Raw genomic sequence first — 14,219 nt, forward strand, 5'->3', positions numbered from 1 at the left:
GTTGATGATGAAACGATGACGAGAAAACTACGCTGGTTCACTGCTGTTCTGATGGGCGTTATGCCGCTGACCTGGGCGGCGCCCGACTCTGCGCCGCTGCCGATGACCGCTACGGACGCGCCTGCCGCGGCCGATCCTGCCGCGCCGGTCGCTGTCGATCCCGCCGCGCCGGTACGCGACGTGACGCGCACTTTTGCCCAGATCGCGCCGCCGCCGGGCGTTTTCACGCTGACCGGCACCCGAACCCAGGGGCAGATTGAATTCGGCGTGCGCAGCGACGAGCTGGTGACCAAAGCGCTGCTGACGCTCAGCTATCGCCCTTCGCCTGCGCTGCTGCCTGTGGTTTCGCATCTTAAGGTCTATCTGAACGATGAAATGGTCGGACTGGTGCCGATCGCGCAGGATCAGGCAGGCAAAACCAGCCAGATCCAGCTGCCGCTGGATCCGCGTTTTATCAGCGACTTTAACCGCGTCCGGCTGGAGCTGGTCGGCCACTACGCCAATATGTGCGAAAACCCCGCTAACAGCGCCGTCTGGCTGGATATCGGCAAGGAAAGCTCGCTGGCGCTGACGCTGCAAAAGCTGCCGCTGCAGGACGATCTCTCGCATTTCCCGGAGCCGTTTTTTGATTCGCGCGATAACCGTCCGCTGATCCTGCCGATGGTCTTTGCCGGCGCGCCGGGCCTGGGGCAGCAAAAAGCCGCCGCCGTGCTGGCTTCCTGGTTCGGCACCAAAGCGGACTGGCGCGGGCAGTCGTTTCCGGTGCTCTATAACCAGCTGCCGGAGCAGCAGCACGCGGTGGTGTTTGCCACCAACGACCAGCGGCCGGACTTTTTAAAAACGCTGCCGCCGGTGGATAAGCCGACCATCGCCATCGTCAATCAGCCGCAAAATCCCTGGGAGAAAATGCTGCTGGTGATGGGACGCGACGATAACGATCTGCTGAAGGCGGTGCAGGGGATTGCGCAGGGCGAGGTGCTGCTGCGCGGGCAAAGCGCAACGGTGGACGAGGTGAAAGAGCTGATGCCCCGCAAGCCGTATGACGCGCCGAACTGGGTGCGCACCGACAGGCCGACCACCTTTGGCGAGCTGCAACAGTATGCCAACCAGCTACAAAGCGACGGCCTACAGCCGAACCCCATTGCGCTGACGCTGAAACTGCCGCCGGATCTCTTCCTGGTGCGCGCGCGCGGCATCGATATGAATATCACCTATCGCTACACCACGCCGATGCAGGAAGACGGCTCCCGGCTGGCGGTTAACCTGAACAACCAGTTCGTGCAGGATTATCCGCTGTCGGGCAAGCACGACCACGGCAGACAGCTGCTGCGCATTCCGCTGGTGCAGGGTCTGACCGACAGCAGCACCCAGTTGACCATTCCGGCGCTGCGCCTGGGCGTGGTAAACCAGCTGCGCTTCGACTTCGATTACGCCAGCCTCTTTTACGGCGGCACCTATAACAGCGCCACGAAAGAGAGCCGCTGCGCCACCGTTACCCCGGTGTCCAATCACGTGGTGATTGATGATAACTCCACTATCGATTTCTCCGGCTACCGCCACTATATACAGATGCCGTCGCTGCGCGCCTTCGCCAACGCGGGTTTCCCTTTCAGCCGCAATGCCGACCTGGCACAAACGCTGGTGCTGGTTAACGCGCGGCCAGAGGCGGACAAGGTCAGCGCGCTGCTGAACGCGCTGGGCAATATTTCTGCGCAGACCGGCTATCCGGCGCTGAAAGTGAAAATGACCGACGACTGGAGCAAGGCGCAAGAGCAGGATGACGATCTGCTGATGATTGGCGAAATCCCGCAGACGTTGAAGGATGACAGCAAAATCAACCTGCTGGTGGATGCGGCGAAAAGCTGGGTCAACAAGCCTAATCGCCAGAACGACTTTTCCACGCGGCCTCTGTCGACTGACGACATGTACGCGGAAAGCCAGACCACCATCAGCTCCAGCGGGCCGATGGCGGCGATCGTCAGCTTTAAATCGCCTTTCCACGACCAGCGAAGCGTGGTGGCGCTGCTGGCGGACAGTCCTCGCGCCTGGCAGCTGCTGAACGGCGCGCTGATCGACAGCGGTAAACGCGCGGCGATTTTCGGTTCGGCCTCGGTGATCCGGGAATCCGGCGTGAACAGCCTGCGCGTGGGCGACACCTGGTATATCGGCCATCTGCCGTGGTGGGAGCGCATCTGGAACGCGCTGGCCACGCATCCGATTATGCTGGCCGCGTTTGCCGCCGTGGTGGTGATCCTGTTCGCGCTGCTGCTGTGGCGTTTAATGCGCAGCATCAGCCGCCGTCGCTTAGGCGATGAGGACGATCTGTAATGAACCCGCACTGGCTGGCACCCGCGCTGCTGCTGCCGCTGAGCGGCATGGCGGCCGAGACGGCGCAAGTTTCGCCCGTTGACTGGCTGCTACAGCAGGTGCGCGTCGGCGAAGCGACCAACAAGTTCGATCTGGTCAGCCAGTCGCTTTATCGGCTGGAAAAGATTGCGCCGGACAATCCGCAGGTGCTGGCGGCGCAGATCCGTCAGGATTTGCGCTCGGGCCAGCAGGATCGGGCGCGGGAAAGGCTGACGCGACTGAAAACAATCGCCCCCGACGCGGTAGCCACTCGCCAGGCCGAAGCGAGCCTGTTGCTGGTTGCCGAAGAAGGACGGCAGCAGCTGCAGCAGGCCAGACTGCTGGCGGCTTCCGGCCATCTTCCCGAGGCGCGAGCGGCCTGGGACAAGCTGTTCCACGGCGTGTTTCCTTCCAGCGATCTCGCGCTGGAATACTGGCGGCTGGTGGCTCGCCTGCCCGAGCAGCAGCCGCTGGCCTTAACGCAGCTGGAGGCGCTGGATCGGGACGCGCCGGGCAACGTCAATGTCAAAATGGCGATTGCGCAGATGCAGCTTGGCGACAACCGCGCGGCCGCGATTAAGCAGCTACAGGAGGTCGCCAACGAACCGGCGGGAAGGACGCAGGCCGCCGAGCTGTGGCTGAACGATATCAGGTCGCAGCCGGTTACCTCGCAGACCGTGGCGCAGCTGCAAACCTATCTGCGCACCTTTACCAGCGATAAACCGCAGGCGGACGGCCAGCTTGAGCTGGCGCGGCAGGAGCAAATGCTGGCGGATCCCGCCTATCAACAGCGGCTGCGCGGACTGGCCCTGATCGATAAAGGCGAGAGCACGGCGGCGATCCCGGCGCTGCGGGCGGCGCTACAGGCCAGCCCCAACGATCCCGATCTGCTGGGCGCGATGGGTCAGGCGCTGTCGCGCGCTAACAAACGTGAAGAAGCGGACGGCTATTTTCAGCGCGCCGTGGCGGCAGATGCGCAGGGCACGGACATCGGTAAGTGGCAAAGCCTGCTGCAATCCAACCGCTACTGGCTGGCGATTGCCGCAGGCGACAAAGCGCTGGCGGCAGGCGACGTTCGCGGCGCGACGCGGAGCTATCAGCAGGCGCAAGCTCTGGACAACACCGACGGCTACGCGCTGATTGGCCTGGGCGATGTGGCGGTGGCGCAGAAAAATGCCGACGCCGCCGAGGCGCTTTTCCGCCGCGCGCGCCAGCTTGATCCGGACAACGCCACGGCGACGCAGCGGCTGGTCACGCTCTATCAACAGCAGTCGCCGGAAAAGGCGCTGGCCTTTATCAACGGCCTGCCTGCGGCGCAGAAGCGCTCGCTTGGCGCGACGCTCGCCAGCCTGCGCAGCAGCACGCTGAGTGCGGAAGGCGATAAACAGGCGGCGGCCGGGCGCTGGGCAGAGGCGGCGGAACAGTATCGCCAGGCGCAGCAGGGCGCACCGGATGATATCTGGCTGAACTATCGGCTGGCGGGCGCGCTGCGTCAGGCGGGCCAGCCTCAGGCGGCGGATCGGCAGATGGCGGCAATGGCGCAGCGCCAGCCCGGCGTGCCGACGCAGGCCTATGCTTACGCGCTCTATCTTTCCGGCAGCGATCGCGCAGAGGAGGCGATGCGGCAGCTTCAGGCTTTGCCCGCCGCAAAATGGGACGCGAACATTAAGGCGCTGAACGATCGGCTGGAAACGGACAGGGTTATCGCCCGCGCCGAAGAGCTGCGCGCCAACGGCCAGGAAAGCCAGGCCGTTGCCCTGCTGGGCCAGCTGCCGCCTTCCAGCCGCATTGCGCTGACCGAGGCGGACTGGGCGCTGGCGCGCGGCGATGCGCAGCAGGCGCTGACGCGCTATCGCGACGTTGGCGAGAAAGAGCCGCAGAATAACGACGCGCGGCTGGGCGAAATCGAAGCGCTGGTGGCGTTAGGGGATCTGCCCGCCGCCAAACAGCAGTTGCAGGCTTTACCGTCGGCCGTAGCGGAAGCCAGCGTCAATACCGGACGGCGGGTGGCGAACGCGGCGCAAAGCGTCGGCGATACCGCCCGCGCCGCCACGCTGTATGGCCTGCTCAAGCCAAAGGCGGCGCAGGAGATGCCTTCGCAAAGCAGCGCGCTGGTGTTTCGCGATGCGGCAAGGCTGGAAGCGGCGCAGAACGATCCTGCCGCCGCGCAGTATGATTATCGTCAGGCGATGGTCGCCAGCGGCATCGCTACGACGGCGCCGCAAAGCACCGAAGACTATACGCGGCTGACGCGCAATAACGAGCAGGATGACTGGCTGAAGCGCGGCATCCGCAGCGAAGCGGCCGATCTGGCGCGCCAGCAGGACACCACGCTGACGCTGGCGGAGGATTACGCCAGAAATAAAGGCACCGGCGGTGTTTCCGATTTCACCGCGCACACTACTATGGCGCAGGCGGAAACGCCGTTCGGCCAGGGCAAAGGCTGGCTGCGGCTGGATAACGTGGATATTTCAGCGGGCACCTTCTCGCCCAACAGCCTCGGCAATATTGATGAAAATTTCGGCACCTGCGCCAATGCTGACGCAACCTGCAACCGGGATTTCCGCCAGCATCAGAACGGCACCAGCGTTGGCGTCGGCTACAACAGCGACAAATGGTCGGCGGATATCGGCACCACGCCGCTGGGCTTTGAGGTAACCAACTGGGTTGGCGGCTTCACCTGGAACACCAGCCTGAGCGATCTTGGCGTGTCGCTCACCGCCTCCCGCCGTCCCATTTCCAGCTCGCTGCTGGCCTACGCGGGCGCGCGCGATCCCAATACCGCCAGCGGCAAAACCTGGGGCGGCGTGGTCGCCACCGGCGGCGCGGTGGGCCTGAGCTACGACAAAGGCGGCGCGCACGGCGTCTGGGCCGATATCAGCGCCCATCAGATCACCGGTGAAAACGTCAAGGACAACGCCCGTGAACGGCTGATGGTCGGCTACTACTATAAGCTGCTCAACGAAGACAACCGACGGGCAACTATTGGCCTGAACGGCATGTTATGGCACTACACCCGCGACTTAAGCGACTATTCGCTCGGCCAGGGCGGCTACTACAGCCCGCAAACCTATAACTCGCTGTCGGTGCCGCTCAATTACCGTCAGCGCACGGAAAACTGGTCGTTCGACGTGGGCGGTTCGGTTTCCTGGTCCCACTCCCGCACCCACGCGCAGTCGCGCTATCCGTTAAGTTTCGGCGCGCTGACCAGCGATAATCCGCAGGGCACCAGCAGTAGCAGCAGCGGCTTTGGCTATACGCTGCAGGCGGCGGTAGAGCGTCGGTTAAGCGCGCACTGGACGCTGGGCCTGGGAATGGATATTCAGCAGGCGGAGGACTATACGCCCAGCCACGGCATGATTTATCTGCGCTATTCCATGGCGGGTTGGGAAGGCGATCTCGATATGCCGTCGCAGCCGCTGACGCCTTATGCGGACTTTAAATAGCGATCTGTGTTGTCCGAGCGCCGATTTCCTGTCGGAAAACACCTAATCGACCCCTGGCTGCAAGGGATAACTTAACAAGCGCCTGTCATAGGATATACTCAGGGCTGTTTTTGCCGCCCGCTTTGGCGGCAGTCAGCTTTGCGGAGAACAGGCTTGCGCGTTAGTCGTTCGTTAACGATAAAACAGATGGCGACGGTATCCGGCGTCGCGGTGGTTACCATCCTGATTTTTATCGTCATTCAACTTTTCCATTTTGTGCAGCAGCGCAGGATTGACTATGCCCAGCAGATGGAAAACGTCGCGCATACCGTGCGCCAGCCGCTGTCGCAGTCGGTGCTGAAGGCGGATATCGGCCAGGCTGAACGTATTCTTAATTCCCTTAAGCCCGCCGGTATTCTGGCGCGCGCCGAGGTCGTGTTGCCCAACGGGCTACAGACGCTGCACACCGATTTTGAACCGACGAAGCCGGTGCCGAAGCTTATCGCCACCATTTTTGAACTGCCGGTGCAAATCACGGTGCCGCTCTATTCGGTGGGGCCTTCCAACCCCAAGCCGCTGGCGCTGCTGGTGTTGCAGGCGGACTCCTGGCGCGTTTATCAGTTTATCCTCAGCGCGCTCTCCACCATGGTGACGACCTACCTGCTGCTGGCGCTGATCCTGTCGGTCGCTATCAGCTGGTGCATTAATAAACTGATCGTCAGGCCGCTGCGCAGGATCGCCGCCGAGCTCCACGATCTGCCGCCGCAGGAGGCGATCGGCCATCAGCTGGCGCTGCCCGCCCGCCATCGCGACGACGAGCTGGGCATGCTGATCCGCAGTTATAACCACAATCAGCAAGTTATCGAGACGGTGCACGATGAGATGCGTCGTTTGACTACGCGCGTTGCGCTGACCAATCTGCCCAATCAGACGCTGTTCCTGGCGCTGCTTGAGCAGCACATCAACGCAATAGCGGATAAAGACGGCTTCACGCTGATGGTGCTGCGCATCGAGACGCTACAGGAAGCGAACGGCGTGGTGGCGGACGAGCAGCGCGACGCGCTGACGCTGACGCTGCTGGATAAAATTCGCAACTGCATCGACGGGCAGACGCTGACCGGCCAGCTGTCGGACAGCGATTTTGTGCTGCTGATGAAACGCGCTACGCCTGTCCGCGCCATGCGCATGGCCCGGCTGCTGCTGCTGCGCCTGACCCAGCCTGTTATGCTGCATGAGATGCAGATCCGGCCCAGCCTCAGCATCGGTATGGCGACGCGGGAAGACGCTCATCTGAGCGCGACGGAGCTGCTGAGCCGGGCGGCGTCGGCCATGATGTCGGCGCGCCTTGAAGGGAAAAATCAGATCCTCTTTTTCGATGCCACCATGACCGAACGGGCGCATAAGCGGCTGACGCAGGAGCACGATATTTTGCAGGGGCTGAGCGACGGGCAGTTCGCGCTGTTCCTGCAGCCGCAGATTGATATGCGCAGCGGCCAGCCGGTCGGCGCAGAGGTGCTGCTGCGTATGCGTCAGCCGGACGGCAGCTGGAGCCTGCCGGAAGACCTGATCGTCAGCGCGGAAGAATCCGGCGTGATCCACGCGCTGGGCCGCTGGGTATTTGAAGAGGCTTGTCGCGTGCTGGCTGGCTGGCAAAAACGCGGTATCACGCTGCCGCTCAGCGTGAATATTTCCGCCGTGCAGCTGCGCGAACCGGACAGGGTGGCGCATCTGCAAACGCTGATCCAACAGTATCAGATTGCGCCAGGCAGCCTGATGCTGGAGCTTACCGAAACGGCACAGGTCGGTGAACCAGCGTTGGCGCTGCGGTTGCTGAACGATTTGCAGCAGGCGGGCGTCGCTGTCGCGCTGGACGATTTTGGCATGGGCTACGCCAATTTAAACTGGCTGAGCCAGTTTAAGTCGCTGCCGGTCAGCAAGCTGAAGATGGATCGCAGCTTCGTCAGCCCGCTGCCGGAAGAGAACGCCATGGTGCGTATCGTGGCGGCTATCGCAGAGATCATGCAGCTGGAAGTGATTGCCGAAGGCGTGGAAACCGTTGAGCAGCGCGACTGGCTGCTGGCGCGCGGCATTCATATCGGGCAGGGCTATCTCTACGCTGGCGCGTTACCCATCGCGGAGTTCGAGCGCCTTTATTTTTAAGGGCGGGCTTTTGTGACTGAAAGAAACAACCGGCACGCCTTTGATCCCGGCCTGGCGGAAGCAAAAGTCGATGGTTGAAATATTGCACGTCAGGCGTAAAATGTAGTTACGTTTCTACATCATCCGCCGATGGGAGGCAATATGTCTGTCACCACAATGTCCAGCCGGGCGTTCAATCAGGCCGTTTCGGCCGCCAGACGGGCCGCAGAAGCCGGGCCGGTTTACATTACGGATCGCGGTAAGCCTGCCCACGTACTGCTGACTTTTGAAGACTATAAAAGATTGACCGGCTCAAGCCGTAATATTCAGGATGCGCTTGCCATGCCAGAGGCGGCGGAGATGGACTTCGAGCCAGAACGTGAAAATATCGTATTCAGGGACGTGGATTTCTCATGAGATATTTGCTTGATACCAATGTGGTTTCTGAGCTTCGTAAGGCACGGACGCCAAAAATAGATCCTGCGGTGGCGTGTTGGACTGACACTGTCGATGCAGGAGATATGTTTATCTCGGCTATTACCGTGATGGAAATTGAAAAGGGCATTCTTAATCTTGCCCGTAAAGATCCTCGCCAGGAAAAGATATTGCGCGGCTGGTTTACACGCCTGGTGATGCCGGAATTTAAAGATCGTATTTTGCCTTTTGACACGGCAGCCGCCGTTTATTGCGCGGGGCTACATATACCCGACCGACGTCCTGCCAATGATGCCATGATTGCCGCTATCGCTTACTGCCACAATATGACGCTCGTCACCCGTAACGTTAAAGACTTTGCCGGGCTGGGCGTGATGCTGCTTAACCCCTGGTGCTGGCAAAAATAGTCACTCAGGTTTTAACAAAGCCCTCACGTACTTTTATGCCGGTATTCACTGCTGAATGATCTCGGCATAGGCTGAGTCAGTTTAAATCGTTACCGATCGCGGAGTTCGAGCGCCTCTATTTTTAAGGGCCGCAGGTTGCTCAATCTGTTGCGGGACTAGCTGAGCCTGACGCCCGCAGCGCGGGTGATTGCTGTCAGCGTGGTCAGGGTCGGGTTTCCGGTTGCCGACAGCGTTTTGTAAAGCTGCTGGCGAGAAAGCCCTGATCTTTTCGCGATCTCGCTAATCCCTCCGCGAGCTTCTACCACGCGGCGTAACGCCGTTAAAAAGGCAGCGATACCGCCATCCTCATAAATATTTTCCAGCGCAATTTGTAGGTAGGTTTCGGCGTAAGTCGGATCGGCTTTCAGCTCTGCAATCGTTGCGGCATCATGATCGACCGTAGGCGGAAAGTTTTTAGCTGTTTTATGAATGGTTGTCACAATCTTTCCTCGCATTGTAATCGTGTAAATAAGAAATGGCTTTAGCGATATCAGCAGGTTGGCTGTTTTTATCGCCACCGTAAAAAAGAAGAATGACGGTTTTTCCTTCTATAGCGTAATAAACACGATAACCCGGCCCGTGGTTAATGCGCATTTCCCAAACCCCATCGCGCACGAATTTATGGTCACCAAAATTCCCGGCAGCGGTGCGATCGATCTGATTATCGATCCTGGCGGCCGCTTCCCGCTGTTTTTTACGTAGCGTCGTCATCCATGTTGCAAAAGGAACATTGCCTTTCCTGTCCTGATAACGACTAATCTTATATGCCATCTCCTGGCATCCTCCACGCTTTCCCTTGTGTGTTAATTGTCTTTTATATAAGACAGGTGAGCAAGGTGTTTAATAAAATTTCTTGCCCTGAATGGCGTATCTGCAGGGTTCACTATCTTCGTTGCAGCAGCGTTAAGGAACGACTGAATGGATACATTATTATTTCATGTACAGTGCTTTTTTTGAGAAAACCAGCCTGGCTGAAACCCCATTTCACCGCTGCTGAAGTGATTCAGCTCTTAAAATCACGTCTCCGTTCGCGCAATGTTTATCAGATTATATCAATCCAGTTAACGCAGTGTTATTTTTGGCCTGTTGTCAAAATAACCATAGCCACGTCACCCGCCATCCAGGCCGTTAACGGATATTTTATGAAAACTTCCCTGTTTAAAAGCCTTTATTTTCAAGTGCTAACCGCCATCGCCGTCGGCGTACTGCTGGGGCATTTTTATCCGGAGCTGGGCGCGCAGATGAAGCCGCTGGGCGACGCTTTCGTTAAGCTGATCAAGATGATTATCGCGCCGGTGATTTTCTGTACCGTGGTGACAGGGATCGCCGGGATGGAAAGCATGAAAGCCGTCGGCCGTACGGGTGCGGTCGCGCTGCTTTATTTTGAAGTGGTCAGCACCATCGCGCTGATTATCGGCCTGATCGTGGTGAACGTGCTGCAACCGGGCGCAGGGATGAACGTCGATCCCGCTACGCTGGACGCCAAAGCCGTCGCCGTTTATGCGCAGCAGGCGGAACAGCAGGGCATCGTGGCCTTTTTACTGGATATTATCCCCGGCAGCGTTATCGGCGCTTTCGCCAGCGGCAATATTCTGCAGGTGCTGCTGTTCGCCATTCTGTTTGGTTTTGCGCTGCACCGCATGGGCGACAAAGGCACGCTGGTCTTTAACTTTATCGACAGCTTCTCGAAGGTCATTTTCGGCATTATCAATATGATTATGCGCCTTGCGCCGATCGGTGCCTTCGGGGCAATGGCCTTTACTATCGGTAAATATGGCGTGGGATCGCTGGTGCAGCTCGGCCAGCTGATTATCTGTTTCTATATTACCTGCGTGCTGTTTGTGGTGATCGTGCTGGGCCTGATCGCACGGGTTACCGGCTTCAACATCTTTAAGTTTATCGCCTATATCAAAGAAGAACTGCTGATCGTGCTGGGTACCTCCTCTTCCGAATCTGCGCTGCCGCGGATGCTGGATAAGATGGAAAAGCTGGGCTGCAAAAAATCGGTGGTGGGCCTGGTGATCCCAACGGGCTACTCCTTTAACCTGGACGGCACCTCAATTTACCTGACGATGGCCGCCGTGTTTATCGCTCAGGCGACCAACGCGCATATGGATATTGTCCACCAAATCACGCTGCTGGTGGTGCTGCTGCTCTCTTCAAAAGGCGCGGCTGGCGTGACGGGCAGCGGCTTTATCGTGCTGGCCGCCACGCTTTCCGCCGTCGGTCATCTGCCGGTCGCGGGCCTGGCGCTGATTCTGGGCATCGACCGCTTTATGTCTGAAGCGCGCGCGCTGACCAACCTTATCGGCAACGGCGTGGCAACGGTGGTGGTCGCGAAGTGGGTTGACCAGCTGGATGAAAAACAGCTGAAAGCGACGCTTAACGCACCGAAAAAGTCGAAAAAACTGTCGGAAACCCGCCTGTAAGCAGTTAATAACATAAATATCCCGCCGAAATGCCCGACGTGACTTGCCCTCACGTCGGGCATTTGCATAATAACCCCCATTGTTTGACTATTTTTCACTTTGCGGTGGGACATCCCCGCCGTCGCGTGGTCTAAGAAGCTATTCGTCGGCTTCCCTGAGTTATCCTTTCCACCGATAGCCGTAGGCCACCAGCGATTTTATTGGTTTGTGATTGAGTAGGGGTTCACATGCAGGGCACCACAATTCGTCTTTTAGTGGGTGGGATAGCGCTGGCCTTCGCCAGCAGTTCGGTGCAGGCTGAAACTCTTCAACCCGATCCCGCCTGGCAGCAGGGAAAACTGGAGAACGGTTTTCGTTGGCAGGTGCTGACCACGCCGCAGCGTCCCAGCGACCGCGTGGAAGTCCGCCTGATGGTTGATGCCGGGTCGCTGGTGGAAAGCACCCAGCAGGCAGGCTACAGCCATCTGCTGCCGCGCCTGGCGCTGGTGCATAACGCCAGGCTGGACACCGCGCAGCAGCGCTCGCTGTGGCAGCAAAGCATGAATCCGGATCGCCCTCAGCCGCCCGCAGTGACCTCGTATGACTTCACGCTTTATTCGCTTAGCCTGCCTAACAACCGCCCTGAAGTGCTGAAAGAAGCGATGAACTGGCTGGCGGCTACGGTCAGCGATATGACGGTCAACGAGCAGACCGTTAATACCGCGCTGAACGCCGACGATCCTATCGCTACCTGGCCTGCCGACCCGCAGGATCCCTGGTGGCGCTACCGGCTGAAAGGCTCCGCGCTGTTAGGCCACGATCCCGCTTCGCCGGTCAGCACGCCGGTGGATATGGCAAAGCTGAACGCTTTCTACAAACAATGGTATACGCCGGACGCCATGACGCTGTTCGTGGTCGGCAACGTGGAAAGCCGTGGCCTGGTGGAACAGATTAACCGCACTTTTGCGCCGCTACAGGGCAAACGTGAGACGCCCGCGCCGGTGCCGACGCTCTCTTCCCTGCCGCAGGAGCCTGTCAATCTGGTCAACGCTAAACTGAACCAGGATCGCCTGTCGCTGGTGTGGGATAACCCGTGGCAGCCGATCCGCGATTCGCAAAATCTACAGCGTTACTGGCAGAGCGATCTGGCGCGCGAGGCGCTTTTCTGGCACGTACAGCGCGTACTGAGCGACAATAAAGCGCAGAAAGTGCAGGTCGGCTTTGACTGTCGGGTACTTTATCAGCGCGCTCAGTGCGGGATTAATCTGGACGCGGACAACAACACGCTGGCCCCTAATCTGAACCTGATCGCGCATGAGATGGCGAATATTCGCGATAACGGTCTGCCGCAGGAAGAGTTCGACGCGCTGATGGCGCAGAAAACCGTCGAGCTGAACAAGCTGTTTGCGACCTACGCGCGCACCAATACGGACGTGCTGATGAGCCAGCGCCTGCGCTCGCAGCAGAATGCGGTGGTGGATATCGCCCCTGAGCAGTACCAGAAGCTGCGGCAGAAGTTCCTGTCAGAGCTGACGCTGCAGATGATGAACCAGGAGCTGCGCCAACAGCTTTCGCAGCCGCTGACCATGCTGCTGATGCAGCCGCAGGGCGAGGCGGAAACCAACGTGCAGGCGCTTTACGACGGCTGGCAGAAAATTATGCAGCCTGCGCCTGCCGCTGAAGCCGCTCCGTCAGCGGTGGACGAGACCCGGCCTGAAGTGTCGGATATCCCCGCCACGCAGAATTAATCGACCCGGGGCGGCGTTCTTTTTTCGTCCTGCGGCTCAGCTCAATCGGCCGCAGGCGATTTCAGTCAGGCTGCGGCCAGATTAGAACTTGTCGCAGGCGCTTTCATCCAGGCTGCGGCCAGATTAGCACTCGTCGCAGGCGCTTTCAGTCAGGCTGCATAAGCCTGATTGGCAATCCCGGCGCAGTCGCTTAATTAAGGCTGCGTAGCGTAGACCAGATTCGCTCTTATCCGCGGTCGCGCGCTACCACTTGCGCGCGCGCAGCCACTCATTCACCAGCATCGGCCAGCTGGCAAGCGGCAGATCCGCCACGTTGCGGATGCCGAAGCCGTGACCGCCTTTCTCATAGAAATGCAGTTCGCTGGGCACGCCGTGCTCACGCAGCGCGCTGAACATCACCATACTGTTATTAATCGGCACCGATTCGTCATTAACGGCATGGATCAGCAGCGTTTGCGGCGTTTGCGCCGTTACGCGGGTTTCCAGAGAGTAGGCTTCGATTTCGCGCTGGGTCGGGCAGTCGCCCAGCAATTGCTGCCGTGAACCGGCGTGCGCCAGTCCTTCACGCATACTGATCACCGGATAGAGCAGCACCAGCGCATCGGGCCTGGCGGCCAGTGAATCGGCGATATCCTGCACAGGATAAAGCTTTTCGTCAAAGCGCGTGCCGACGCTGGCCGCGACATAGCCTCCGGCTGAAAAACCCATCATCACTATCCGTTTGCCGTTCAGGCCGCGCGCTGCGCGATGGCGCAAGACGCGCACGGCGCGCTGGGCGTCTGCTAACGGCGCTTCGGCCGCTTCATGGTGGCCGTCCTGCGGAAAACGGTAGGTCATCACCGCCAGCGTATAGCCCATAGAGGTAAAGAACATCGCCAGCGCGCTGCCCTCTCTGTCGATCATAATGCGCTCGAAACCACCGCCTGGCGCAACCAGCAGCGTTACGCCGTTGGAGGTTTCGGGATACCAGAACGCCAGCTCCGGGCAACGCACGCCCGAAGCAGCACGATCGAAAGGCTCATATTCTTTAGCCATATCCACAATCTGTGGGCTAACGCGTGAATCGCTGGCGCCTGGCGCATCGCCGTGGGGCCAGATAGTGATAATGTCGGCTTTCATAAACGCTCCCGCTCCGCCTTATTGGTCATACAGGCGAAGCTAAAAATTCAAATACCTTATGGTAATAAATTCAGCATCACCGATTTTGGGCTAAGCCGTCCACTATTCAGCGCTTAATTTCATCTATTTCAGAATTTATCCAGGAAGTTTAGC

10 protein-coding genes are annotated in these 14,219 nt (G+C 59.3%); 7 read left to right on the forward strand and 3 right to left on the reverse strand.

Translation table 11 applies throughout. The annotated features are described in order from the left end of the window. The first annotated feature begins 15 nt into the window (after window positions 1-15). The 5 genes from bcsB to AB6T85_RS09490 all read left to right on the forward strand — a co-directional run bounded on the left by bcsB (window position 16) and on the right by AB6T85_RS09490 (window position 8,752). Window positions 16-2,328, forward strand: a complete 2,313-nt coding sequence (bcsB, locus tag AB6T85_RS09470; protein ID WP_369895392.1) for a cellulose biosynthesis cyclic di-GMP-binding regulatory protein BcsB — start codon at window positions 16-18, stop codon at window positions 2,326-2,328. Beyond that, window positions 2,328-5,792, forward strand: a complete 3,465-nt coding sequence (gene bcsC / locus AB6T85_RS09475) for a cellulose synthase complex outer membrane protein BcsC (RefSeq protein WP_301251497.1) — start codon at window positions 2,328-2,330, stop codon at window positions 5,790-5,792. Before bcsB ends, bcsC begins: the two co-directional genes overlap by 1 nt. A 153-nt stretch (window positions 5,793-5,945) precedes the next feature. Continuing rightward, complete coding sequence (gene hmsP / locus AB6T85_RS09480) at window positions 5,946-7,931, forward strand: biofilm formation regulator HmsP (RefSeq protein WP_253456478.1); 1,986 nt, start codon at window positions 5,946-5,948, stop codon at window positions 7,929-7,931. A gap of 141 nt (window positions 7,932-8,072) precedes the next feature. Further along, the gene (locus tag AB6T85_RS09485; protein ID WP_253456475.1) at window positions 8,073-8,327 is read left to right on the forward strand and encodes a type II toxin-antitoxin system prevent-host-death family antitoxin; all 255 of its coding nucleotides are present in this window, start codon (window positions 8,073-8,075) and stop codon (window positions 8,325-8,327) included. After that, window positions 8,324-8,752, forward strand: a complete 429-nt coding sequence (locus AB6T85_RS09490; RefSeq protein ID WP_301730610.1) for a type II toxin-antitoxin system VapC family toxin — start codon at window positions 8,324-8,326, stop codon at window positions 8,750-8,752. Before AB6T85_RS09485 ends, AB6T85_RS09490 begins: the two co-directional genes overlap by 4 nt. 155 nt (window positions 8,753-8,907) lie before the next feature. Here AB6T85_RS09490 and AB6T85_RS09495 read toward each other — a convergent pair whose 3' ends face one another. Next, on the reverse strand, window positions 8,908-9,222 hold the full coding sequence (locus tag AB6T85_RS09495; protein ID WP_253461162.1) for an addiction module antidote protein: 315 nt from the start codon (window positions 9,220-9,222) through the stop codon (window positions 8,908-8,910). After that, window positions 9,215-9,562 (reverse strand): type II toxin-antitoxin system RelE/ParE family toxin, encoded by a 348-nt coding sequence (locus tag AB6T85_RS09500; RefSeq protein ID WP_253456469.1) that lies wholly within the window; start codon window positions 9,560-9,562, stop codon window positions 9,215-9,217. Before AB6T85_RS09500 ends, AB6T85_RS09495 begins: the two co-directional genes overlap by 8 nt. Before the next feature lie 371 nt (window positions 9,563-9,933). Between AB6T85_RS09500 and AB6T85_RS09505 the strand changes: the two genes are divergently transcribed. Both AB6T85_RS09505 and AB6T85_RS09510 read left to right on the forward strand, forming a co-directional pair. After that, complete coding sequence (locus AB6T85_RS09505) at window positions 9,934-11,220, forward strand: dicarboxylate/amino acid:cation symporter (RefSeq protein ID WP_253456466.1); 1,287 nt, start codon at window positions 9,934-9,936, stop codon at window positions 11,218-11,220. A gap of 227 nt (window positions 11,221-11,447) precedes the next feature. After that, window positions 11,448-12,947, forward strand: coding sequence for a M16 family metallopeptidase (locus AB6T85_RS09510; RefSeq protein ID WP_253456463.1), 1,500 nt, complete (start codon window positions 11,448-11,450; stop codon window positions 12,945-12,947). Window positions 12,948-13,190: 243 nt separating this feature from the next. Here the strand turns inward: AB6T85_RS09510 and AB6T85_RS09515 are convergent, their stop codons facing one another. Then, window positions 13,191-14,066, reverse strand: a complete 876-nt coding sequence (locus tag AB6T85_RS09515) for an alpha/beta hydrolase (protein ID WP_253456460.1) — start codon at window positions 14,064-14,066, stop codon at window positions 13,191-13,193. Window positions 14,067-14,219 lie beyond the last annotated feature (153 nt).

The sequence above is a fragment of the Erwinia aeris genome, assembly GCF_041224955.1.
GTDB classification, from domain to species: domain Bacteria; phylum Pseudomonadota; class Gammaproteobacteria; order Enterobacterales; family Enterobacteriaceae; genus Erwinia; species Erwinia aeris.